Below are 24,346 nucleotides of genomic sequence, written 5' to 3' on the forward strand. Positions count from 1 at the left end.
CATGAACTCGATCCCCGCAACGCAGACGACGATCACCGACACGCGCACCGACGCGTGGCACGACATCTCACTGCCCGCCACAGAGCGCGTCGAGGCGCTCATCGATGCCATGACGCTCGACGAGAAGCTCGCCCAGCTCTACGGCGTCTGGGTCGGTGCGTCTGACGAGGGCGGAGACGTCGCCCCGCACCAACACGATCTGAACGACACCGTCGACCTGGACGAACTGCTTCCGCTCGGTCTCGGCCAGCTGACCCGCCCGTTCGGCTCCGCGCCGGTGGATGCCGCCGTCGGGGCCCTCTCGCTGATGCGCACACAGGAGCGCATCGTGGCCGCGAGCCGTTTCGGCATCCCGGCCGTCGCCCACGAGGAGTGTCTCGCCGGCTTCGCGGCCTGGGGCGCAACCGCCTATCCCGTTCCGCTGTCCTGGGGCGCATCCTTCGACCCCGATCTCGTCGAGCGCATGGCGCGGCGGATCGGCGATGACCTGCGCCGCGTCGGCGTGCACCAGGGTCTGGCCCCCGTGCTCGATGTCGTGCGCGATGCCCGGTGGGGGCGCGTCGAGGAGACGATCGGCGAGGACCCTCAGCTCGTCGCCACGATCGCGACGGCCTACGTCAAGGGCCTCGAGTCCTCCGGGGTTGTCGCGACCCTGAAACACTTCGTCGGCTACTCGGCGTCGCGGGCCGGCCGCAACCTCGCCCCGGTCTCGATCGGGCGCCGCGAGCTGGCCGATGTGCTGCTGCCGCCGTTCGAGATGGCCGTGCGCGACGGCGGCGTCCGCAGCGTCATGAATGCATACACCGACATCGACGGCGTGCCGTCGGCGGCAGACCGCGAGCTCCTCACCGGTCTGCTGCGCGACACCTGGGGCTTCACCGGCACGGTCGTCGCCGACTACTTCGCCGTCGCCTTCCTCAAGCTGCTCCACGGCACGGCCGGCACATGGGCCGAGGCCGCCGGTGCAGCCCTCGAGGCGGGCATCGATGTCGAGCTTCCGACGGTGAAGGCATTCGGGGCGCCTCTGCGCGCCGCGGTCGCCGATGGCGTCGTCGCCGAGTCGCTCGTGGACACGGCGCTGCGGCGCGTGCTGCTGCAGAAGGCGGAGCTGGGTCTGCTCGACCCGGACTGGTCTGCCGTTCCGCCCGCACTCGCCGGCGCCGACCTCAGCTCGACGGATGCGCTGCGGGGCAGCGTCGACCTCGACTCGGCCGGCAACCGCGAGCTCGCGCGCGAGCTGGCAGAGCGGGCCGTCGTGCTGCTCAAGAACAGCGGTGTGCTCCCGCTCCAGTCCCCCGCATCAATCGCGGTGATCGGGCCGAACGCCGACGATCCCTATGCGATGCTCGGCTGCTACTCCTTCCCATCCCACGTCGTCGTGCAGCACCCGGGTGTTGCCATCGGCATCGAGATCCCCACGCTGCTCGATGCGCTGCGGATCGAGTTCCCGGACAGCGAGATCCGGCATGCACTGGGCACCAGCGTCGACGGCGGTGAGACCGATGGCATTGCGGATGCCGTGGCCATCGCGGCATCCGCCGACATCGTCGTGCTCGCACTCGGCGACCGCGCCGGACTGTTCGGGCGCGGCACCAGCGGAGAGGGCTGCGACGTGGAGTCACTCGAGCTCCCCGGTGCGCAGCAACGGCTCGTCGATGCGGTGCTGGCCACCGGCACGCCGAGCGTCACGACGCTGCTCACCGGTCGTCCGTACGCGATCGGCTCCGCGGCCACGGAGTCCGCGGCCATCGTGCAGGCATTCTTCGTGGGCGAAGAGGGCGCATCGGCGATCGCCGGCGTGATCAGCGGGCGCGTCAACCCGAGCGGGCGCCTGCCCGTGAGCGTCCCGGCGACTCCCGGCGCGCAACCGACCAGCTACCTCGCCCCGGCTCTCGCCCGCGCCACCGACGTGTCGAGCATCGATCCGAGCCCCGCGTTCGCCTTTGGGCACGGCCTCGGTTACGGGCAGTTCGAGTGGAGCTCCTTCGCGGGCGATGAGACCGAGATCGCCATCGACGGCGAGGCCTCCCTGCGCCTGCGGGTGCGCAACTCCGGTTCTCGGGCCGGAACCGACGTCGTTCAGCTCTACCTGCACGACCCGGTGGCCTCCGTCGTGCGCCCGGTGCAACGCCTCGTCGGATACCTGCGCGTCGCACTGGAGCCCGGCGAGCAGACCGAGGTGCGTTTCGTGGTTCCTGCCGACCTCGCCTCGTTCACCGGACGCGACGGCGAGCGGATCGTGGAGCCGGGTGCGATCGTGCTGAGCGTCGGGCGCTCAAGCGCCGATCTGACGTTCTCGCACACGGTGCAGCTGCAGGGATCAACCCGTCGGGTCGACCACACGCGGCGTCTGCGCTCCGAGGCCTGGCAGCGTGCCGTCGACGCCGAGCGCTGATGGGTCGCTACCGCAACCCGGTTCTGCCCGGATGTCATCCAGACCCCAGTGTGTGCAGCGTCGGAGACGAGTACTTCCTCGTCACCTCGACGTTCGAGTATTTCCCCGGGCTGCCGATCCACCGCTCGTCGAACCTCGTCGATTGGGAACTGATCGGGCACGCTGTTCATCGCGACGAGCAGGTCGATCTGAGCGGCGTCCCGGCATCCGGAGGTCTCTTCGCACCGACGATCCGGTACCACAACGGACTGTTCCACGTCGTCTGCACGCTCGTGCACGGCACGGGCAGACAGGGCCACTTCCTCGTGACGGCGCGCGATGCGGCCGGCCCGTGGTCGCAGCCGCTGTGGCTCGACGATGTCGGCGGCATCGACCCCTCGCTCACCTTCGACGGGGATCGCGTGTGGCTCTGCGGCACCCGGCTCGCCGTGGAGGGCGAGTGGGCGGAACAGACGGAGGTGTGGCTCTCGGAGCGCGACCCGGTCAGCTTTCAGGCGATCGGCCAGACCCACGTGCTCTGGCGCGGCGCCCTCGCGGGAGCCCGCTGGGCAGAGGGGCCCCACCTGTTCCGCCACGACGGCCGCTGGCTGCTGCTCGCGGCGGAGGGCGGAACGGAGCGCGATCACGCCGTGACGGTGGCCTTCGCCGACGAGATCACGGGGCCGTACACGGGTGATCCCGGCAATCCCCGGCTCACGCATCGCGATCTGGGGGCGCGTGCGCCGATCATCAACGTCGGCCATGCCGATCTGGTGGATGCCGTCGACAGCGCCGGCGGCGCAGCGGCGGACACCGGCTGGGCGACGCTCTTGGCCACCCACACCGTCGATGGCGTCGCCAGCCTGCTCGGCAGGCAGACGCATCTCGTTCCGGTCGGCTGGGAGTCCGAGCGGCTGCTCTTCGCTCCGGGAGTCGCCCGGGTGCTGCAGAGCATCGATGCGCCCGGCGTGCCCGATCAGGCGCAACGACCGACACGCTTCCTCGACCATTTCGACGCACCGACACTGGAGCTGGGTTGGAACACGCTGCGCTCCTCAGGGGCCGAGCGGATGTCGCTCACGGCACGCCCCGGCCATCTGCGGCTCCTGGCCGGCACGGGGAGCGCAACGGAGACGGGCCCGCTGGCGTTCCTCGGTCGACGCCTGCCGTCGATGCACGTCACCGTGGCGACGCGGCTCGAGCTCAGTGTCAATACGGCCACTCCGGCATCCCGCACTCAGGCCGGGCTGCTGTTGCGCCTCTCGGAGAGTGACCACCTGAGCTTCGTCATGCATGCCGACGCCACTGGTCACGCAACCGCAGAGGTGCGCCTCGTGGTCGCGGGCACGGTGTCAACCCTGGGCGCGGTATCGCTCCCCCACCGGTTCCCGCCGGCCGCCGAGCTCGTTCTCACGCTCGACGGCTTCGGCGCCGAGCTGTCCGTGCGGGCCGACGGGGAGCCGGTGCTCGTCGCCACGGCCGATCTGACGCCGCTCTCACCGGATTTCGCCGGCGGTTTCGTCGGGGCTTGGATCGGGATGTTCGCGGTGGGCGACGGAACCGGGCACGTCGATGTCGACAGCTTCGAGCTGTCGGTCAACGACTAGGCGTTCAGGCCGCCGGTGGCGCTGTGCTGTCGCGCACGACCAGGCTCGTGGCGAGATCCATGCGCGGGGTCGACTCCACCGTCTCCTCGCTCAGTCTGATCACCAACCGCGCAGCCTCTTCGCCCATGCGCCTGAGCGGTTGGTGCACCGTCGTCAACGGCGGGGTCACCCAGCGGGCGAGCGGGATGTCGTCGTAGCCGACGATGGAGAGGTCCTCCGGCACGCGCAGCCCGCTGGCGCGCGCCGCGTCGAGCACCCCGAGTGCCTGCAGATCGCTCCCCGCAAAGATCGCCGTCGGCCGCTCGGGACCGGCGAGGATCGTGTTCGCGCGGTCGCGGCCGCCCGCCGCATGAAAGTCGCCGAACTGAATCCACTCCGGAACGATGCGCAGCCCGGCCGAGTTCATCGCCGAGCGGAAGCCGTCGAGCCGCGCCAGGGAGCACATCATGTCTTCCGGGCCGGTGATCGCGGCGATGCGGGTGTGCCCGAGCTCGATGAGGTGGCGGGTGGCGATGAGCCCACCCGACCAGTTCGCCGAGCCGACGGACGGGGCATCCGGAGAAGGGTCCCCGGCCGGATCGACGATGACGAACGGGATGGCGCGGGCGCGCAGGCGTTCCCGGTACTCGGGGGCGAGGTCGGAGAAGACGAGGACGACCCCGACGGGACGCCGGCGCATGACGCCCTCGATCCAGTCAGGATCCGGAGAATGGCGGCTGCCGCTCACGGTGAGCACGACGCTCAGTCCGTGCTCCTTCGCGACCGCTTCGACCCCGTTGATGAGTTCCATCGACCAGATGCTGTCGAGCTCGTGGAAGACGAGTTCGATCAACTCGGCTTTGGGCTGCGCCCGGCCACCGCGGCGCATGTATCCGCGCTCCCGCAGAAGCTCTTCGACGCGCTCGCGGGTTGCCACGGCGACATCCGTACGCCCGTTCAACACCTTCGAGATCGTGGAGAGGGAGACACCGGCCTCCTCCGCGAGGTCAGCGAGCGTCACGCGTTCGCTGCTGTCTTCGGCGACATTGATCTGCATCTTTCGATCTTAGTTCCGAGACTTGCGAACGCGGCTCGGGGCGCGCGAAGCCGAGATCGCGACCCTGCGCTCAGCGCCCCGGCTGAATCGGCCAGCTGAAGCCGGCGGGGTCGCTGAGGAGCGGGGCGAAGGCCAGTTCCGCCGCCCCGACCATCAGGAGGTTCGGCCCGAGTTCGGCACGAACGACGGTCACGTCTTCACGGGGCGCGGCGAGGGCCGAACGGGAGAGCGCCGCATCGAGCGCCGCCGGGTCGGCGGCAAGGAGCGATGCGAGAAAACCACCGAGCACGACGAGTTCCGGGTTGAGCACGTTGACCGCAGCCCCGAGCGCCGTGCCCAGATGGCCGAGTTGGCGGGCGACCTCCGCACGTGCGGCGTCGCCCGTGGCGCCATCGGCGGCGAGCGCCTCCGCCAGTGCGCCATCCAGCTCTTCTGCGCGCTCCGCACCGAGCCCCAGTACCGAGAGCAGGGCGCTCAGGCGCACCTCGGATTCCAGAGTGCCGGCGATGCCCGCAGAGTCGAGGTGCGCGCCGGCGACGTCCACCGCGCTCACTCGAATGTGGCCGAACTCCCCGGCGAATCCGCCGACACCGCCGAATGGAGCGCCGGCGGCGATGATGCCACCGCCGATACCGCTCGCGCCACCATTCAGATACACGAGATCCCGGCGTCCGCGCCCCGCTCCGAAGTGCCACTCGGCGATCGCTCCGAGGCCCGCATCGTTCGCCGCGAATGCCGGGTATCCGCTCGCCGCCGAGAGCAGACTTGCGATCGGCGCATCGACCCAGTCGAGATGGGGGGCCAGGCGCACCGTGCCGTCGCTGGAGCGAACCTGGCCGGGGACGGCGAGACCGATGCCGGCGACACGGAATCCGGTATCGAGTTCTCCACGCAATGCCGCGATCACCGACTCGGCGATGGCCACGGCCTCGGTGACGCTCGGTGATCGCTCGGTGGCATGACGGATGCGACGGTGCACACGACCGCCGAGGCCGACGACGGCAATGGTCACGGCGTCGATCTCGGGGTTCACGGCCAACGCGACAACGCGGGGATCGACAGCGACGACCGGACTCGGACGTCCGACCTGCTTGGTGGGGTCTGGCTCTCGCTCGATGGCCAGGCCCAGCTCGACGAGTTCGGCGACCAGTGCGGCGACCGTCGAACGGTTCAGGCCGGTCATGCGGGTGAGCTGCGAGCGCGCGGTCGCGCCGTTGCGGTGCACCAGGCTGAGAACGGTCGAGAGGTTGTGCCGTCTCACATCGTCGTTGTTGTTACCGTGCACGGCCATCCCCTTCGTCACGGTCAAGGTTAGTGGCGCGCATCTGGGCTCGGTGCGCATCTGACCCCGCTGACCCGCTCTTCAGTCATTCGCTGGTGGAAGCACTCCGTTCGCAATGAGTTCCGCGTACCATTTGGCGCTGTCCTTCGGGGTGCGAGCAAGAGAGTCATAGTCGACGTGCACGATGCCGAACCGCTTCGAGTAGCCGTAGCCCCACTCGAAGTTGTCCATCAGGGACCACACCTGGTAGCCACGGAGGTCGACACCACGGGCCATCGCCCTGTGCGCAGCGGTGAAGTGCCTGCGCAGGTAATCGGTGCGCTCCTCATCGTGCACCGCAGGGCCATCAAGCCCCTGAACGAGCTCATCGACGAATGCCGCGCCGTTCTCAGTGATCATCAAGGGTTGATTCGGATAACTCTCGTGCAGACTGACCAGGAGCTCTTCCAGGCCGGCCGGCTCGATGTTCCAGCCCATCTCCGTGTACGGACCGGGCTGCTGCATGAACTCGATTCGGTCGGCTCCCGGCCACGGCGAGCCGCCGACATCCTTGTGCCCGTCAGAATTCTGACGTTCCGAGACGCCATCCCAGACTCGCACGAGGGTGGTCGAGTAGTAGTTGACGCCAAGCACGTCGAGTGGCTGGTGGATGATCTCGGTGTCACCGGGAAGAATGAACGCCCAGTCGGTGACTCCACGGGTGTCGTTGAAGACATCCGCCGGGTACGCGCCATCGAGCAGTGGCCCGAGGAACACCCGGTTCGCGAGTGCATCGATCTGGCGCACCGCCTCTGGGCCAGACTCCCCCTCTCCGCGCAGCACGTGCAGATTGAGGGTGATCGAGAAGTCGGGGTCGTTGCTCACCACTTCCCTCAACGCGGTGACCGCGAGGCCGTGCGCGAGGTTGAGGTGGTGTACGGCGGCGAGCGCCGCTGCGCCGTCTGTGCGCCCTGGCGCGTGTGCTCCGGAGCCGTAGCCGAGGTAGGCGGAGCACCACGGCTCGTTGAGGGTCGTCCACGTGTCAACGCGATCGCCGAGCGCCTCACCCATGATGCGCGCATAGTCCGCGAAGGCGTAGGCCGTGTCGCGGTTTGCCCAGCCGCCCTCGTCTTCCAGCGCCTGAGGCAGATCCCAGTGGTAGAGCGTTGCAATCGGGCGGATGCCGCGGGCCAGCAGCCCGTCGACGAGCCGCTCATAGAACGCGACCCCCGCCGGATTGGCGGGTCCCCGCCCGTTCGCCTGGATGCGGGGCCACGCGATGGAGAAGCGATAGGAGTGCAGCCCGAGCGACTTCATGAGGTCGAGGTCCTCGTCCAGGCGGTGGTAGTGGTCGGCCGCAATGTCGCCCGTGTCGCCGTTCCAGACCTTGCCGGGTGTATGGCTGAAGGTGTCCCAGATGGACGGCCCGCGGCCGTCTTCCTGTGCCGCTCCCTCCACCTGGTACGACGCGGTCGCCGAGCCGAAGATGAAGCCATCGGGGAAGACGAGGCCGGAGTCGCGGTAGTCGGCATTGCCCTGCGTGCCCATTAGAGTGTGACCTTTCCGTCGATCGAGGTGATGATCTTGCCACCGGCACGGCGTGCGCCGAATGCGTGCGCGGCCTCGCTCGTGATGCTGATGCCGTCGTCGTCGCCGCTGACGGTGAACAGGGCGGCGGTACCGTCGAGCGGGTTCGCGACCTCGACGGTGCGCGTGCCGTTGAATCCGGGGTAGACGGTCAGAAGTGCGCCATCGGTGTAGTCGTAGTCCGGGCGGTCGTGGCGAGCGCCGGTGACGAGGACGGCCCCCTCCCTCACCCACAGCGGGATGCTGTCAAAGGCGTGCGTCTCGCGGCGCCAGGTGGGGCCGGTGACCCGCTCCCCGGTGAGATAGTTGGTCCACGTGCCTGCCGGCAGGTAGTACTGCACGTCGCCGGCGGCGCTGAACACCGGGGCGACAAGTAGCTCCCCCCCGAGCAGGTACTGCCGATCGAGGTAATCGGTCGCCGGATCGTCGCCGAACTCGAGCTGCATCGGGCGCATGAACGGGATGCCGCGGCGGTGCGCCTCGAGCCCGACCTGGTAGAGGTACGGCATCAACTCGAGCTTCAGGGTCGTGAAACGGCGCGTGACCTCGACCGCACTCTGCCCAGCCGGTTCACTGCCGTCGTCGAACAGCCACGGCACACGGTAGCTCGTCGAGCCGTGCAGGCGGGAGTGGCTGGAGAGCAGGCCGAATGCCAGCCAGCGCTTGAACACGGCGGAATCCGGCATCCCCTCGAATCCGCCGATGTCGTGGCTCCAATAGCCGAAACCGCTGAACGCCAGCGAGAGTCCGCCGCGCAGTGTCTCGGCCATCGACTCGAAGCTCGACGAGTTGTCTCCGCCCCAGTGCACCGGCTGCATCTGCCCGCCGACGGTGGCAGAGCGCGCGAAGAGCACGGCATCGCCCTCGCCCCGGTGCTCCTGGAGCACTTCGAACACGGCCTTGTTGTAGAGCTGAGAGTAGAGGTTGTGCATCACGAGCGGTGATGAACCGTCATGCCAGACGACATCGGTGGGAATGCGCTCGCCGAAGTCGGTCTTGATGGCGTCGACGCCCTGGTTGAACAGGTGGCGGAGCTTGTCTTGGAACCAGCTGACGGCATCCGGGTTCGTGAAGTCGACGAGGCCCATACCCGCCTGCCAGAAGTCCCACTGCCAAACATCGCCGTTGGGCTTGGTGACGAGGTAGCCTGCCTGCTTCGCCTCCTCGAAAATGGGCGCGCGCTGGGCGATGTAGGGATTGATCCATGCGCTGACGTGCAGCTTCTTCTCGTGCAGTCTGTCGAGCATGCCCTCGGGGTCCGGAAAGACCCGCGGGTCCCACTCGAAGTCGGTCCAGTTGAACTCCCGCATCCAGAAGCAGTCGAAGTGGAAGACGCTGAGCGGCAGCTCGCGCTCGGCCATGCCGTCGATGAAGCTCGTGACGGTCGCCTCGTCGTATTGCGTCGTGAAGGACGTCGAGAGCCACAAACCATACGACCAGGCCGGCACGCGGGCCGGCCGACCGGTGAGCCGGGTGTACCGCTCGAGGATCTCCTTCTGGCTGGGGCCATAGATCACCAGATATTCGAGGGTCTCCCCCGCCACCGAGAATTGCACCTCCTCGACCGATTCCGTTCCGACCTCGAATGAAACGTGCTCAGGGTGGTTGACGAGTACGCCGTAGCCGCGGTTCGTCAGATAAAAGGGAATGTTCTTGTACGACTGTTCACTTGAGGTGCCACCATCGGCGTTCCAAATGTCGATTGTCTGTCCGTTTTTCACGAGAGGTCCGAAGCGTTCACCGAGTCCGTAGACGAGCTCGCCGACTCCGAGCGAGAGTCGCCCGTGCACATAGCGGGATGCCGGGGCCAGACCGGTCGTCGTCACGCCGGACACACCGGCGGGCTCGGCGGCGATCGGCGCGCCCGCGTCCAAGCTGAGATAGCCGATGGACTTGTGACCGCTGCTGGTCAGGGTCTGCCCGTTGGCCTCGAAACTCAAATTCCATGGAGCTCCCTGGGCAATGCGCGCCGTGAGGGGGCCAGCGCTCACCGTGCCGCCAGCCTCGCCAACAGCGACTATGCCGTGGCCCGGCTCCGCTCCCACGAGCTCGAAGCCCTGGCTCGAGAGGCCCCCGAGTTTCTTCTCGACTCGCACACGGATGACGCCATCCAACGGAGAGGACAGGCTGACCGTCAACAGTGGGCGGTTCAGAACGTCGCCACGACGCTCGATGACCTTGGTCGGTGCCGAGATGCGCAACACATCCGTGCCGCTCGCGTCATTGTGCGCTTCGATGTCATACGCCTCTTGCGCGTAGAGGGCATCGACGCCGGGCCGCACTTGCCAGAAGCCATCGGTGAATTTCATGCGGTGTCGCTTTCGTCGAAATCGGTACTGCTGAGTCGGATGCCGCTGGTATCGATGAGGCGGTGCGTTGTGCGGCCGGCATAGCGGATGCGCGCCTGAACGGGTGCGCCGCGCGCGCGCAGCGTTGCCGAACGCAAAGCGCCGTCGGCCCACTCGATGTCAACGAGCACCCCCGGCCTCGCCACGAAGCCGGTCACACTGCCAGATCGCAGTTCGGTCGGAAGAGCGGGCAAGAGGCTGATTGTGCCGTCATGGCTCTGCAACAACGCCTCGGCGAGCACGGCGGTGAAGCCGAGGTTGCCATCAATCTGGAACGGTGGATGAGCCGCGAAGAGGTTCGGGTAGAGCCCGCCCGCGAACGGTCCTGCGCCCGTCTCGGCCGGGCGGAACACGAGGCGGAGCAAATCCGAGACCTTGTCGGCCCGGCCGAGGCGAGCCCACAGTGCCAACTTCCAGCACAGCGACCAGCCCGTCGAGTCATCGCCTCGATCGACGAGGCTTTGTTCTGCCGCCAGGCGGACGGCCGCATCAGCGACGACGCCTCCCGGGAACAGGGAATAGAGGTGGCTGAGGTGGCGATGGTGTGGATCAGCTGCGGGCGCGTCGTCTGCCCACTCGCTGATTCCCCGCTTCGATCCGAGCGCAGGTGCGTCCGGCATCGCGTCGAGTCGCTCGCCGACCTCACGCACGAACGCCAGGTCTTCGATTCGATCCGCGGCGCTCCGCTCGGCCGCGGTGCTGAGCACTGTCTGGAACAACTCTCTGAGCAGAGAGATGTCCATCGTGGTCGAGGTGCTGAGCGATGCGGTGCGCCCATCGGGGCACAGGTAGCGGTTCTCGGGAGAGGTCGATGGCGAGGTGGCCCAGCCGCCGTCTGGCAGCCGCACCATCCAGTCCAGCGCGAATTCGGCCGCCCCACGGAGCACCGGCCAGAAACGCGTGGCGAGGAGCGGCCCGCCGCCGAAGGCCTCCCGCTCGCGCAAGTGGCGGATCAGCCACGGCCCACCCATCGGCCAGAACGCCCATGCCGGATCGCCCGTGCCACCGCCTGCGGGAGCGGTGAAGCCCCAGGCGTCGGAGTTGTGATGCACGACCCAGCCCCTGGCCCCGTAGAGCCGGCGCGCCGTGTCGCGTCCGCGCTCGGCGAGCGCCTCGATGAAGTCGAACAGCGGCTCGGCCGTCTCGGGCAGATTGGCGACATCCGCGCCCCAGTAGTTCATCTGCAGATTGATGTTCGTGGTGTAGTTCGAGCTCCACGGGGGTTGCATCTGCTCATTCCAGATTCCCTGCAGAGTGGCCGGAAGGCCGCCAGCGCGTGAGCTGGCGATCAGCAGATATCGACCGTAGTCAAAGAGAAGTGCGGCGAGCGCCGGGTCTGCGACGAGGCTGCCGCCCTCGTGGCCGGCGGCCACGGCGACTCTGGCGTCGCTGCTGGCGTTCGGGGCGCCGGACGGCTCGCCGAGCGAGATCGAGACACGGTCGAAGAGGGCACGGTGGTCGGCAATGTGCTCGGCGAGAACGATCGCCGACCCGGCCGCGATGGCCGCGTCGATCCGCAGCTCAGCCGCCATCTCGGCGTCACGGGCGGTGCCGACGGTCGTTTGGCCGATGCCGGCGTAACTCGTTCCGGTAGCGATGAAGAGCACGACACGGTTCCCGGTGGATCCCGTGGCAGGGCCCGCCGATTCGGTGACGACGCGCGTGACGATGGCGGCCTCAAGGCTTGCGCCCGGTTCATCGGACCAGCTCGCCGCCGGAAAGCGCGTCTCATGTCCGGGTGCGACATCGGATGGGAGACGGAGCCAGAGCGCTCCGTCTCGTCGCCCGAGTTCACGCAGCTGGCTGTGAATCTCGACGGCGGGAACGATGCCATCCGGCAAGCCGTCGATCACATGCATGAGCACCCCGTGGGGTTTGGAGACGAGGGTCGTCTGAACGAGCGCATCGCTCGTATCGGCGTTCGTGCTGACGGTGTGCACCGCAGAGCCGAGGTCAAGGGTTCGGCGGTATCCCGTCGTGGAGCTGGCCGGCAGGCGGAGCGTCACCCGTCCGAGCGGAAGATACGCCTGGCTGTAGTCCGACTGCATCGCTTGTACAGCGCGCTCGGCGTCGATCGGCCGGCCGGCGCCAATCAGGGTGCGGGCCTCTTCGAGCAGTCGCGCGGCGTCTTCCGGCCCGACCCCGCCTTGGCGACTTTCGCTGGCGGGGCTGCCGGACCATGCCGTCTCGTCGTTCAGATCAAAGCGCACAACGTCCGCGCCACCCCAGCACATAGCGCCGAGCGTGCCGTTGCCAAGCGGTAGCGCCTCAAGCCAGAGCGCCGCTGGGGAGTCATAGCTGAGTGCGCTCACCGGCTAACCACGGATCCCGCCCGCGGTCAGGCCGGTCTTCCAGAACCGCTGCAGGGCCACGAAGACGATGGCAATGGGGATCACCGAAACCAGAGAGCCGACGACGGTGAGGATCTGCAGCCCGGGGATCGTGATGGAGGATTGGCTCCAGCCGGTGAGCCCGACGGTGAGCGGCATGAGCTGGGAGTCCGTCAGAACGAGCAGCGGCAGGAGGTAGCTGTTCCAACTGCCCAAGAAGGCGAACAGCAGAACAGTGACCAGGCTCGATGACATCAGGCGGAGCCCAACAGAGACGAAGATGCGGAACTCATTCGCACCGTCGAGACGCGCGGCTTCAACCAATTCGATGGGCACCGTCGACTGGGCGAAGATGTAGCAGAGCAGAACGCCGAATGGATAGACGAGTGCGGGGAGCAGGATCCCCCAGTAGCTGTTGTTCAGCCCGAGGTTCACCAGCAGCACGTACGTCGGCTGCGCGAGGACGGTTCCCGGGATCAACAGGCTTCCCAGGATTATGCCGACGAGCGTGCCATGGCCGCGGAAGCTGTAGATCGCGAGGGCGTAGCCGGTTGCCGCGCAGACCAACGTCGTGAGCGCCGAACCGATCACCGAGTAGATGATCGAGTTGAGACCCCACCGCCAGAAGATGCCGTTCTCGTAGCTGCTGAGAGCCGCCAGATTGTTGAAGAGATTGAAATCGGCGAAGACAAATCCCGGGGTGGAGAACAGGTCACCTGTCGACTTGGTCGAGGCGATCACGAGCCAGAGAATCGGGATGAGGAAGTAGGCCGCGGCGATGAGCATGACCACGGTGACCAGGATCTTCCACGGTCGACTCACATGCTCGGCAGCATTGACAACGTTCTTCTGCGGCAGAGGCGTCCGCAGCGGGGGCAACGGCTTCGACTGCGTCACGGGCAGCACGCTATTAACCATCGGTGGCCTTCTTCTGTGAGGAGCGGTTGGTCGCCTTCAGCACGATCAGGGAAATGATCAGGGTCGCGAGACCGAGCAGGATGGCCATCGCCGACGAGAGGTGGGAATCCTTGCCCAGCGTCGAGGCCGCGTAGATGGCCATATTGGGGGTGTAATCGCTCGAGATGTTCGCCGTGATGCTCTTCAGCACCTGTGGCTCGTTGAACAACTGCAGCGTCCCGATGATCGACGACACGGTCGTGAGCAGAAGCGCAGGCGCGATCATCGGGAGTTTGATGCCGAGGGCGATCCGAATCTGACCGGCGCCATCAAGCTTCGCCGCTTCGTACAGTTCTCGGGGCAACGCCTGCAACGCCGAGAAGAGGATGATCATGTTGATGCCGACAGTCGACCATGTGGCGACGTTGGCGATGGACCAGAGCACGGTTCCCGGCGCCAGAAGGTTGACGTCGATGCCGATCGAGGCGAGTCCCTGAATGATCGGGCTCACCGATGGTTGGTAGAGGAAACCCCAGAGCAGTGCGGCGATGACGCCGGGGACGGCGTAGGGCAGGAAGACCGTGAGCTGGAAGAAACGCGAGCCTGCAACGAGTCCGGAGTCGAAGAGCAACGCCAGCACCACGGAGATGGCGAGCATGATCGGCACCTGCACGACGCCGAATAGCACGACTCGACCGAAGCTCGTGACGAAGTCGGAGTCAGCGAGTGCGCGTGCGAAATTGTCAAGACCGACGAAGAGAACTTCGGAACCGCCGAAGCCGAGCCCGGACGATTGTTCGGAGAAGAGGCTGTTGACGATCGCGATGAGGATGGGACCGACAAGGAACACCGCGAACAGGACGACGAACGGGGCGATGAACACATATGGTGTCCACCACCTCCCGGCGCCGGACCACTGGCGCCGGGAGGCTGTGACAAGTGCTGGTGCGCTCATGTTGTGCGCCTAGTTGACGTTCAGGCCACGCGACTCGAGGTCGGCGATCGTCGCCGCCTGAGCGTTGTCCAGCGCCTGCAGGAAGGTCTGCTGACCGTTGATGACCTTGGCGAACTCGTCGGTGATGGCGGTCTGCGCCGTGCCGTAGTTCGGGCCGTCCACCCACGTGGCCGGCGTGTTCTCTGCGGCCTCGATGAACACCTCGTTGATGACCTGATCGCCGTAGAACGGCTGCGGGGTCAGCAGTGCATCGGAGGCAAGACCGGTCAGGGTCGACGGGAACAGTCCCCCGACGGTGATCAGAGCATCCTGCACCTCGTCGGCGCCGTTCAACCAGGCAGCGACGTCGGCCGCGGCCTCGGGGTTGTCTGCTCCCTTGAGCACGACGACCGCCGCTCCGCCCGAGTCACCTGCGTTGGTGGAGCCCGCATTCACGGGCATGGGGGCAACCGCCCATTTGCCGGCGGTGTCCGCTGCGTTCTCGGCGAGCAGGCTCGGGAACCAGGCCGCATAGCTAACGGTGGCGACCTTGCCGGCGTTCACGAGTGCCCAGTACTCAGGGGTCCACACCTGCTCCGTCGTGACGAGACCTTCGTCGAGCAGTGTTTGCCAGCGCTTGGCGACGAGCTGGCTGCCCGCGTCGTTCACACCGACCGACCAGGAGTCACCATCGATTCCATACCAGCTGCTCTCGGCCTGCTGGATCTCCTGCGCCCACTGACCGATCTCGCTCGGCGACATGTTGGCGATGTAGACGTCGGGGTTGGCACTGTGCAGCGCGCGGGCAGCGTCGACGTACTCGTCCCAGGTGGTGGGAACTGCGATGCCGTACTGCTCGAGGATGTCGGTGCGGTACATCGTTGCCGCGGGTCCGATGCCCTGCGGAATGCCGTACACCTTGCCATCGAGGGTCACAGAGGCCCACGAGGCCGGCGTGTACTTCGCCTCCTCCTCGCCGACATATGCCGTGATGTCCTGCACACGGCCGGAGATGACGTAATCGGGCAGATTGTGAGTGCTGAGCTGAACCAGATCGGGACCGGCGCCCGCGTCAACGGCCGCCTCCACCTTCTGACCGTCGTCGCCCGTCATGCGGTGGAAAGTGACCTGGATGTCGTCGTGCGAGTCGTTGTACTGGGCAACCAGATCTTCGAGGCCGGGAACCCAGCCCCAGAAATCGACCGTGGTCACGCTCTCGGTGGCTTCCTCTGGCGCCCCTCCAGATGCACAACCGGCGAGCAGTGCCACGGAGGCGATGCCGGCGACGGCGAGTGTCGCAGCCCTCTGCACTCGGGAGAAGCGGTGGTTCGTTGCCTTCATCATGGATCCTTTCAAGACTTCTTTGTCGGAGAGAGACCCGCTGCAGCGGACGCTCGGTGCTTCTCGAGTATTTTGTAGCATCATGCAACAAAATGTCAAGACGGGTGATACAACAGTCGCATGGCAAACACCGACTTCTCTCTCGACGTCCTCCGTGCGTACACGCCGGAAGTGCGGCAACCATCCGACTTCGACAGCTTCTGGTCTACAACCATCGATGACGCCCGGCAGGCCGACTCAGGATTCACGCTGACGCCAGCTGCAACCCCGATAACAGGCATCCGAATCGATGACCTGACCTTCTCGGGCTTCGGCGGGGAGCCGATCAAGGCGTGGATCATGCGCCCAGCGAACGTCAGCGGTCCGCTGCCGACAATCGTCGAGTTCCAGGGCTACAACGGCGGGCGTGGCCTGCCGGGAGAGAAGCTGCACTGGGCGGCCAGCGGCTACGTCCATGTGTTCATGGACACCAGGGGCCAGGGAAGCGGCTGGGGAAGCGGTGGGGACACACCGGATCCACACGGTTCCGGGCCGGCAACGGCCGGGTTCATGACGCGCGGCATCCACGATCCCGCCGAGTACTACTACCGGCGGCTCTTCACCGACGCGGTGCGACTGGTCGATCTGGTCAAGACCCTCGACTTCGTCGATCCTCGGCGCATTGCCCTGAGCGGCGCGAGCCAGGGCGGCGGTATCGCCATCGCGGCCACCGCGCTCTCGGACGGTGTTCGCGCCGTGATGCCAGACGTCCCGTTCCTCAGCCACTTCCGTCGCGCCGTCGAAGCCACACCGGAGGAGCCGTTCACCGAGATCACGCGATACCTTGCCGTGCATAGGGAGCGCGTTGAGGCCACTTTCGACACACTCAGCTACTTCGACGGCGTGAACTTCGCATCCAGGATCGAGGCGCCAGCCTATTTCTCCGTCGCCCTCATGGACGGCATCGTGCTGCCGTCCACCGTGTTCGCGGCCTACAACAACTTGGCGAGCATCGACAAGGACATCGCGGTCTACGCGTATAACGGCCATGAGGGCGGCCAGTTCCTGCAGTGGACGCGACAGGCGGCCTGGCTACCGGAGCGCCTCGCCTGAACGGCGTGACTCACGCAGCACGCGCACGGCCCCGGCCGCAATCGTGACGCTATGCGGGTGCTCCTCGCCACCCAGCAGATCGAAACCGCCGAGCTCCACCGTGATGGACGCGGCTGAATGATTGAGCAGGAACAGGTACGAGTGCGTGTCTGCGACGCGCCTCACGGCCTCGAGTCCCGGCGCGACGGGAACGCTCGCGTGTACGCCCGCGGCGTTGAGCAGCCGGCCGACGAGCTCGTCGATTCCGTCCTGGTCGAGGCGGGTGGAGACGTACCAGGCCTGGCCGTCACCGACCTCGCGGCGGGTGATTGCGCTCGAGCCGGCCAGTTGGCCGGTCTCGTACCACGCAACGGTCTCGCTCTCGTCGGCGTGCACTTTCTCTGACCATGTGTTGGCCCGCCAGCTGATGCCCTCCCCGTCGCCGCGCAGCGTGACCGTCTCGCCGTCCTGCACGGTGAAGAACTCCTCACCGAAGACACCGAGCATGTCTCTGAACGCGCCGGGGTAGCCCCCGGCACGCACCCGGTTCGTCTCGTCAACGATGCCGGAGAGGTAGGTGACCAGCACAACCGCGCCACGTGCGGCGGCTGCGGCTACCGATCTGGCATCCGCGTCGCTCACAAGGAAGAGCGCCGGAACGATCACGATGTCATAACGCGAGAGATCGGTCCATGGTGGAACGACATCGCTGAGGATGCCGCGGTTGAATAACGCTCGGTGATATTCGCGCGCCGCGTGCGACGGCGGAAGATCATGGTGGGGCTTCTCTCCCGAGCGCCAAGCCCAACCGGCCTCATCGTCGACGAGGATGGCCACGCGCGCGGCCTCGACGAGACTGCCGGCAACCTCACCGATGGCAGCCAAGATGCCACCGAGCTCGCATACCTCCCGGAATACCTTGCTTCGCTCACCGGCATGGGGCACCATCGCGGAGTGAAACTGCTCGGCCCCCGCCGTCGACGCGCGCCATTGGAAGAACATGACGCTGTCAGAACCTCGGGCGACATGGGCGAGGCTGTTGCGCACGAGCTCGCCCGGATCCTTGGAACGATTGACACTCTGCCAGTTGACCGCGCTCGTGGAGTGCTCCATCAGCATCCACGGCCTCCCGGTGTCAAGTCCGCGCATCCGGTCGGCGCTGAAGGCGAGCTCCTGTTCACGCTGCGGGTCGGCCGCGAGAGAGTAATGGTCATTCGCGAGAACGTCCATGTGAGGAGCCCAGCGGGCGTAGTCCACCACGTCCGGCCCTTGGGCGACCATGAAGTTCGTTGTGATCATGTGCTCAGGCGAGTGCAGTCGGATCAGATCGCGCTCGGCGAGAAAGTGCTCGAGCAGCGCGTCAGAGGAAAAACGGTCGAAGTCCAGCACGAGTGCCGGATTGGGTGCCGACTCGCTGTCACGCGGGGGAAGAATCTCGGCGAAGCTGCCGTAGCGATGCCCCCAGAACGCCGTGCCCCACGCCTGGTTCAACCGGTCGATCGTGCCGTGGCGCTCGGTGAGCCAGCGCCGGAAGTGCGCGGCAGAGGCATCGCAATAGCAATGCCGATTACCGCCACCGAGCTCGTTGCTGACGTGCCACATGCGCACGGCCGGGTGCTGCGCGTAGCGCTCGGCGATGACGTCGACGATGCGCATGGCGTACTCCCGCCAGACCGGCGAGCTTGGGCACCACCCGAGCCGACCGCCCTGGGAGTAATGCACCCCCTCCCGCGAGGTGGGCACGATTTCCGGGTGCTTCTGCTGCAGCCAAATCGGGGGGCTTGCCGTTGGCGTCGCGAGATCGATGGCTATGCCGGCCTCATACAGCAGCCCGACGACCTCGTCGAGGGCGCTGAAGTCATAGCTCCCATCGGCCGTTTCGATGCTCCCCCACGAGAAGACACCGAGGGTGATCATGGTCACGCCCGCCTCGCGCATAAGCCGAATGTCGTCACGCCACACCTCTGGCGCCCATTGCTCCGGGTTGTAATCCCCGCCATAGGCCAGACCGCGAATCGGCCAAACGAAGGGTCGTCTCGTGGGCACGGCGGGAATCGACATGGTGTGGTGTCCTCTCGGTCGATCTTGATCAAGCCGAGTGTATGGCACCTTTCACACGACCTCAGATCACGTGACGGATGGCCCCGATGGCCGCGGCCCAGGCGTAATCGGCGAAGTCAAAGTCGACGAGCTCCACCTGCACTGCCTCCGCAGCGGGGTCCAAGCGCTCGCGGATCGAGGCCTCCATCTCTGCGCTGGAGTACCGCGCCACGGCGAGCGCCTCACCCGTGATGATCACCTTCTGTGGATCAATCAGGTCGGCCAGAGTGGCGACGACCGTGCCAAGCGCCCGACCGGCGTCGCGCAGCGCCCGATCGCTGGCTTCGTCACCGGCAGCGGCCGCGCGGATCGTCTGCTCGAGCTCGGAATTCCCCGAATTCTGCAGGATCGCGGGAATCGTGACGAACGCCGAGACGCAGCCGGTGTGACCCCGGTCGCACTGCGGCCCATGCTCGGTGACCAGCAGGTGTCCGACCTTGCCCGGGTGCCCCCGCGAGCCTCGCACGATGTGATCGTTCACCACGAAACCGCTACCGATTCCCGCACCGACCGCGATCAGTGCCATGTTCGTACAGCCGACGCCGGCACCGAACCAGTGGTGTGCGACGGTCAGCGCCTGCACATCGTTGGAGACCGAGGCGGCGAGCCCGGTCGCCCGCTCCACCAGGGCCGCAAGCGCAACGGTCCCCCAGCCGAGGAAGGGTGATTCGAGCACAAGCGGCTGGTCCCCCTCGTATGTGACGTCACCGGCCAGGCACACGCCAACGGCGGTGAGAGCGAACTGCCCACGGAAGCCATCAACCACTTCGGCGACCAGCCGAACGACGTCCTCTACGGCCCGGGATTCGAGCACGCGTTCGTCGGAGGCCAGCACCTTCGCGTGCAGGTCGGTGACGACGGCGTAGAGCGCATCACCGGTGAGCTTGATACCGACGAAATAGGCCGCCTCTGGCCGCAAATGCAGCACCTCGGACGGCCTCCCCCGACCCGTCGGCGCGAGCGTCTCGCCCTCCGTCACGAGGCCGAGCTCGACCAACCCGCGGGTGAGTCGCATGAGTGTGGCCCTGGACAGATTCGTGCGCCGGGCGAGATCCGCCCTGGAACGCGATCCGTGGATCAGTACCTCGAGCAGCACCGCCCGCTGGGCCTCGTGGAGCTCTGGCCACGTCGCCTCGTGGAGTGCGCTCCGTTTGCTCATCTTGCCAGCATAGCCACGGGCCCGTTGCCGCAGGTGCCCCCGCCTGCTCGACGTGGAATCGGCCGCATCCGGCATTGACAACGTCGGAATCGTTGAATAAGTTGTAGTCGTAAACATTTACACCTCACCGTATGTAAGGACGCGTACTCATGGCTGCATTGCCCACCCCCGCCGACAAATTCTCCTTCGGCCTGTGGACCGTCGGCTACAACGGAACCGACCCGTTCGGTGGCCCGACCCGCCCCGACCTCGACGTCGTTGAGGCGGTCACCCGTCTGGCCGAGCTCGGCGCATACGGACTCACCTTCCACGACGACGACCTGTTCGCCTTCGGCTCGACGCCTGAAGCCCGCCAGAAGCAGATCGACCGCCTCAAGCAGGCCATGGCCGACACCGGCATCATCGTGCCGATGGTCACGACCAACCTGTTCAGCGCTCCCGTCTTCAAGGACGGCGGCTTCACCTCGAACGATCGCGCCGTGCGCCGCTTCGCGCTGCGCAAGGTGCTGCGCAACATCGACCTCGCCGCCGAACTCGGCGCGAAGACCTTCGTGATGTGGGGTGGCCGCGAGGGCGCGGAGTACGACGCCGCCAAGGACATCCGTTCCGCCCTCGGCCGCTACCGTGAGGCCGTGAACCTGCTCGGCGACTACGTCACAGACAAGGGCTACGACATCCGCTTCGCCATCGAGCCCAAGCCGAACGAACCGCGCGGCGACATCCTGCTGCCGACCCTCGGCCACGCCATCGCGTTCATCAACACGCTGGAGCGCCCTGAGCTCGTCGGAGTGAACCCCGAGGTCGGCCACGAGCAGATGGCGGGGCTCAACTTCACCGCCGGAATCGCACAGGCCTTGGACGCCGGCAAGCTCTTCCACATCGACCTCAACGGGCAGCGCGGCATCAAGTACGACCAGGACCTGGTCTTCGGCCACGGTGACCTGCAGAACGCCTTCTCGCTCGTCGACCTGCTCGAAAACGGTGGACCGGACGGCGGCCCGGCCTATGACGGCCCGCGCCACTTCGACTACAAGCCCTCCCGCACCGAGGACATCACGGGCGTCTGGACCTCGGCCGCGGCGAACATGCGCACCTACCTGTTGCTCAAGGAGCGCGCGGCCGCGTTCCGCGCCGACCCTGAGGTGCAGGAGGCCCTCGCGGCCTCGCGCGTGCCGGAGCTGGCCGTGCCGACGCTGGCCGACGGCGAGAGCTATGACGATCTGATCGCCGACCGCAGCGCCTTCGAGGACTTCGATGCCGCGGAATACCTCGGCGGCAAGGGCTTCGGCTTCGTGCACCTGCAGCAGCTGGCCCTGGAGCACCTCCTGGGCGCGCGCGGATAAAGGGCGCTGCGCGCCCGTTATCCGCGCGCGAAAGGCGGCAGCCCACACCAAGGAATCCCCGAGAACGCAACGCGACTCCGCAACCGCCTCGGGCACTCCCCCACCCGCAGGTCGAGTAGGCCGCCTGCGGCCGTATCGAGACCCTCGTCACCAGATCTCGATACGGCCCTGGCGGGCCTACTCGATCAACGAAAACGCCTCAATAGAAGGATCACCATGACGCTCGTCGCGGGAATCGACTCATCCACCCAGAGCTGCAAAGTCGTGATCAGGGACGCCGCCAGCGGAGCGCTCGTGCGCTCCGGCCGCGCCTCCCACCCGGACGGCACAGAGGTCGATCCCGAGGCGTGGTGGCTGGCGCTCGGCGAGGCGATCGCGGATGCCGGCGGCCTCGCCGACGTGAGCGCGCTGAGCGTGGCTGGGCAGCAGCACGGCATGGTGGCCCTCGATGCGGCCGGTCGCGTCATCCGCCCCGCCCTGCTCTGGAATGACACGCGCTCGGCCGCGGCGGCCGCCGATCTCGTCGCCGAGGTGGGCGCGGAGGAGTATGCGCGGCGCAGCGGCGTCGTTCCGGTCGCCTCCTTCACGGCGAGCAAGCTGCGCTGGTTGCGCGATGCCGAACCCGCGAATGCGGCCGCGGTCGCCGCGGTCGCGCTCCCCCACGATTGGCTCGTCTGGCGATTGCGCGGCTGCGGCCCCGCCGAGTCCTCACCGCTCGGCCCGGAACTCGAGCTGCTGAGCACCGACCGCTCCGATGCCAGCGGAACGGCCTACTGGTCGCCGGCCACGGGCGAGTACGACCGCGAGCTGCTCCGGCTGGCACTTGGGCACGACGCGGTGCTGCCGCGCGTGCTCGGCCCGGCCGAACGCTCCGGCACCGTGCACCCGACCATCGCAGAGCGCCTCGGCGCCACGACCGGTCGGCCCGACATCGTGCTCGGCGCCGGCGCAGGCGACAACGCCGGAGCGGCGCTCGGTCTGGACGCGATGGCCGGCGACGTCGTCGTGTCGATCGGCACGAGCGGCACCGTCTTCGCCGTCACGGATGCCGCGGCCTCCGACCCCAGCGGCACCGTCGCCGGATTCGCCGACGCCAGCGGGCGCTTCCTCCCCCTCATCGCCACGCTGAACGCCGCGCGCGTGCTCGACGCGGTCGCGGGCCTGCTCGGCGTCGACCACGCGGAGCTCGGCGAGCTCGCCCTCCAGGCGGAACCCGGTTCCGGCGGCGCCGTGCTCGTGCCCTGGTTCGAGGGTGAACGCACGCCCAATCTGCCCCAGGCCACCGCCGGCTTCGATGGACTCACTCTCGCCAACAGCAGCAGAGCGAATCTGGCGCGCGCGGCCATCGAGGGAATGCTGTGCGGCCTCGCCGACGGCCTCGATGCCGTGCGTCTGCAGGGAGTCACCGCGGAGCGCGTGCTCCTCATCGGCGGAGCGGCACAGAATCCGGCCGTGCAGGCGGTCGCGGCCGAACTCTTCGGACTCCCCGTCGTTGTACCGTCACCGGGCGAATACGTCGCGGACGGCGCGGCACGTCAGGCGCTCTGGGCCCTCAGCGGCGAGCGTCCGAACTGGCCGGTCACCGTTGCCGCACAGCCGACGCCGGCCCATCGCCCCGTGATCCGCGAGCAATACGCCGCAGCACGCACGGCCCGCGCCGCCCGATTCGCCTAGCGGTCGAGGCGGAAAGAGCGAGGGCCCGGGACAATTCCCGGGCCCTGCATTTGTTGCGACCGTTACGGAATTGCAACCTGAGAATATGTCGAATGCCTGTTGGCGGGCGCATATTCGGAGAAATATGTCCAGTTGCCACCGTTCGACGTGGAAGGTGACCCCGCGAGGGAATCGACACAACACCACACAGAAGGGCAGAGTGATGAAGCATTCTTCATTGATCTCACTAGCCGCGATCGCGGGCGTCTCCGCTTTGATGCTCGCCGGATGTTCCAGCTCCGGAGGTGGTGGTGACGGCGAGACCGGAGAACCCGCCGCCGATCGCGCATGCGTGATCCTTCCGGATGCGGCATCCTCACCCCGGTGGGAGAACCTCGACCGGCCGGCCCTCGACACGGCACTGACCGACGCCGGCTTCGAGGCAGACATCCAGAACGCGCAGGGTGACACCAGCCAGTACGCGACGATCGCCGACCAGCAGCTGAGCAAGGGATGCGGCGTCATGCTGCTCGTCGACCTGGAGGGCGCGGCCGGCGCCGTCACCGAGAAGGCACAAGCCGAGGGCATCCCCGTCATCGCGTACGACCGCCCGATCGAGGGCGCCGACTTCTACGTGTCGTTCGACAACTTCAAGGTCGGCGAGCTGCAGGGGCAGTCGATCGTTGACGGTCTCACGGCCGCAGGCAAGGACCCGGCGACGGCGACCGTCGTCTACATGGGCGGCGACGCCACCGACGGCAACGCGGCCATGTTCCACGACGGCGCAGACTCGGTGATGGCAGCAGCAGGCATCGTTCCGGCGGCGGAACCCCCGGGAATCTGGGACGGCGACAAGTCGGCGACCAACTTCGAGCAGGCCCTCACCGCCCTCGGCGGCAAGGTCGACGCAGTCTGGGCGGCCAACGACACGAACGCCGCTGGCGTCATCACGATCCTCGACAAGAACGGCCTGACCGTTCCCGTCTCTGGTCAGGATGCCAGCACCGCCGGCCTGCAGAACGTGCTGCTCGGCAAGCAGATCGCCACGGTCTACAAGGAGGTCGCCCTCGAGGCAGATGCGGCGACGGAGCTCGCCATCCAGCTGCTGAAGGGCGAGACGCCAGAGGTCGAGAAGACTCTCGAGGATGGCACGCCGTACATCGCCGTGACCCCGGTGCTCGTCGGCCCCGCCGATGTGCAGACGGTCATCGACAACGGCGAAGCGAGCGCTGACGAGATCTGCACCGGAGAGGTGCTGGCCGCCTGCGAAGCGAACGGCATCGAGTAAGCGACACATCTGGACGG

Annotated in this window: 16 protein-coding genes; 6 read left to right on the plus strand and 10 right to left on the minus strand. The window is 67.1% G+C overall.

The genetic code is table 11. The features are described from left to right. Position 1: 1 nt before the first annotated feature. On the plus strand, positions 2 to 2,395 hold the full coding sequence (locus ASC66_RS08495; RefSeq protein WP_055837604.1) for a beta-xylosidase/alpha-l-arabinosidase: 2,394 nt from the start codon (positions 2 to 4) through the stop codon (positions 2,393 to 2,395). After that, positions 2,395 to 3,981: a glycoside hydrolase family 43 protein gene (locus ASC66_RS08500; protein ID WP_082492166.1), complete on the plus strand. Its 1,587-nt coding sequence runs from the start codon at positions 2,395 to 2,397 to the stop codon at positions 3,979 to 3,981. Before ASC66_RS08495 ends, ASC66_RS08500 begins: the two co-directional genes overlap by 1 nt. Before the next feature lie 4 nt (positions 3,982 to 3,985). On the opposite strand, the gene ASC66_RS08505 is transcribed toward ASC66_RS08500, so the two are convergent. From ASC66_RS08505 to ASC66_RS08540, 8 genes are all read right to left on the minus strand, one after another. After that, a complete protein-coding gene (locus tag ASC66_RS08505) occupies positions 3,986 to 5,017 on the minus strand; it encodes a LacI family DNA-binding transcriptional regulator (protein ID WP_055837608.1) in 1,032 nt (343 codons plus the stop codon). Positions 5,018 to 5,087: 70 nt separating this feature from the next. Next, a complete protein-coding gene (locus ASC66_RS08510) occupies positions 5,088 to 6,308 on the minus strand; it encodes an ROK family transcriptional regulator (RefSeq protein WP_082492167.1) in 1,221 nt (406 codons plus the stop codon). A gap of 72 nt (positions 6,309 to 6,380) precedes the next feature. Further along, the gene (locus tag ASC66_RS08515) at positions 6,381 to 7,826 is read right to left on the minus strand and encodes a GH1 family beta-glucosidase (protein WP_055837613.1); all 1,446 of its coding nucleotides are present in this window, start codon (positions 7,824 to 7,826) and stop codon (positions 6,381 to 6,383) included. Beyond that, the gene (gene yicI / locus ASC66_RS08520) at positions 7,826 to 10,174 is read right to left on the minus strand and encodes an alpha-xylosidase (protein WP_055837616.1); all 2,349 of its coding nucleotides are present in this window, start codon (positions 10,172 to 10,174) and stop codon (positions 7,826 to 7,828) included. Before yicI ends, ASC66_RS08515 begins: the two co-directional genes overlap by 1 nt. Then, positions 10,171 to 12,525, minus strand: coding sequence for a glycosyl hydrolase family 95 catalytic domain-containing protein (locus tag ASC66_RS08525; protein WP_082492168.1), 2,355 nt, complete (start codon positions 12,523 to 12,525; stop codon positions 10,171 to 10,173). Before ASC66_RS08525 ends, yicI begins: the two co-directional genes overlap by 4 nt. A 3-nt stretch (positions 12,526 to 12,528) precedes the next feature. Continuing rightward, positions 12,529 to 13,461: a carbohydrate ABC transporter permease gene (locus tag ASC66_RS08530; protein WP_082492169.1), complete on the minus strand. Its 933-nt coding sequence runs from the start codon at positions 13,459 to 13,461 to the stop codon at positions 12,529 to 12,531. Beyond that, on the minus strand, positions 13,454 to 14,395 hold the full coding sequence (locus ASC66_RS08535) for a carbohydrate ABC transporter permease (RefSeq protein WP_082492170.1): 942 nt from the start codon (positions 14,393 to 14,395) through the stop codon (positions 13,454 to 13,456). Before ASC66_RS08535 ends, ASC66_RS08530 begins: the two co-directional genes overlap by 8 nt. 9 nt (positions 14,396 to 14,404) lie before the next feature. Further along, positions 14,405 to 15,715: an ABC transporter substrate-binding protein gene (locus tag ASC66_RS08540; RefSeq protein ID WP_162243492.1), complete on the minus strand. Its 1,311-nt coding sequence runs from the start codon at positions 15,713 to 15,715 to the stop codon at positions 14,405 to 14,407. Between the two features lie 120 nt (positions 15,716 to 15,835). Between ASC66_RS08540 and ASC66_RS08545 the strand changes: the two genes are divergently transcribed. Continuing rightward, positions 15,836 to 16,807 carry an acetylxylan esterase gene (locus tag ASC66_RS08545; RefSeq protein WP_055837628.1) on the plus strand — a complete coding sequence of 324 codons (972 nt, stop codon included), beginning with the start codon at positions 15,836 to 15,838 and terminating at the stop codon, positions 16,805 to 16,807. On the opposite strand, the gene ASC66_RS08550 is transcribed toward ASC66_RS08545, so the two are convergent. After that, entirely contained in the window at positions 16,787 to 18,847 is a 2,061-nt protein-coding gene (locus ASC66_RS08550; RefSeq protein ID WP_055837631.1) for a beta-galactosidase, read from the minus strand. The genes ASC66_RS08545 and ASC66_RS08550 overlap by 21 nt on opposite strands. Positions 18,848 to 18,908: 61 nt before the next feature. Next, a complete protein-coding gene (locus tag ASC66_RS08555) occupies positions 18,909 to 20,045 on the minus strand; it encodes an ROK family transcriptional regulator (RefSeq protein WP_162243493.1) in 1,137 nt (378 codons plus the stop codon). A 149-nt stretch (positions 20,046 to 20,194) separates the two neighbouring features. Here ASC66_RS08555 and xylA point away from each other — a divergent pair, with 149 nt between their 5' ends. The 3 genes from xylA (at position 20,195) to ASC66_RS08570 (ending at position 24,329) form a co-directional block, all read left to right on the plus strand. After that, positions 20,195 to 21,388 carry a xylose isomerase gene (gene xylA / locus ASC66_RS08560; protein WP_055837634.1) on the plus strand — a complete coding sequence of 398 codons (1,194 nt, stop codon included), beginning with the start codon at positions 20,195 to 20,197 and terminating at the stop codon, positions 21,386 to 21,388. A gap of 216 nt (positions 21,389 to 21,604) precedes the next feature. Then, positions 21,605 to 23,062 (plus strand): xylulokinase, encoded by a 1,458-nt coding sequence (gene xylB, locus ASC66_RS08565; protein ID WP_055837637.1) that lies wholly within the window; start codon positions 21,605 to 21,607, stop codon positions 23,060 to 23,062. Positions 23,063 to 23,279: 217 nt separating this feature from the next. After that, entirely contained in the window at positions 23,280 to 24,329 is a 1,050-nt protein-coding gene (locus tag ASC66_RS08570) for a sugar ABC transporter substrate-binding protein (protein ID WP_235496797.1), read from the plus strand. Positions 24,330 to 24,346 lie beyond the last annotated feature (17 nt).

The sequence above is a fragment of the Leifsonia sp. Root4 genome, assembly GCF_001425085.1.
Taxonomy (GTDB): domain Bacteria; phylum Actinomycetota; class Actinomycetes; order Actinomycetales; family Microbacteriaceae; genus Microterricola.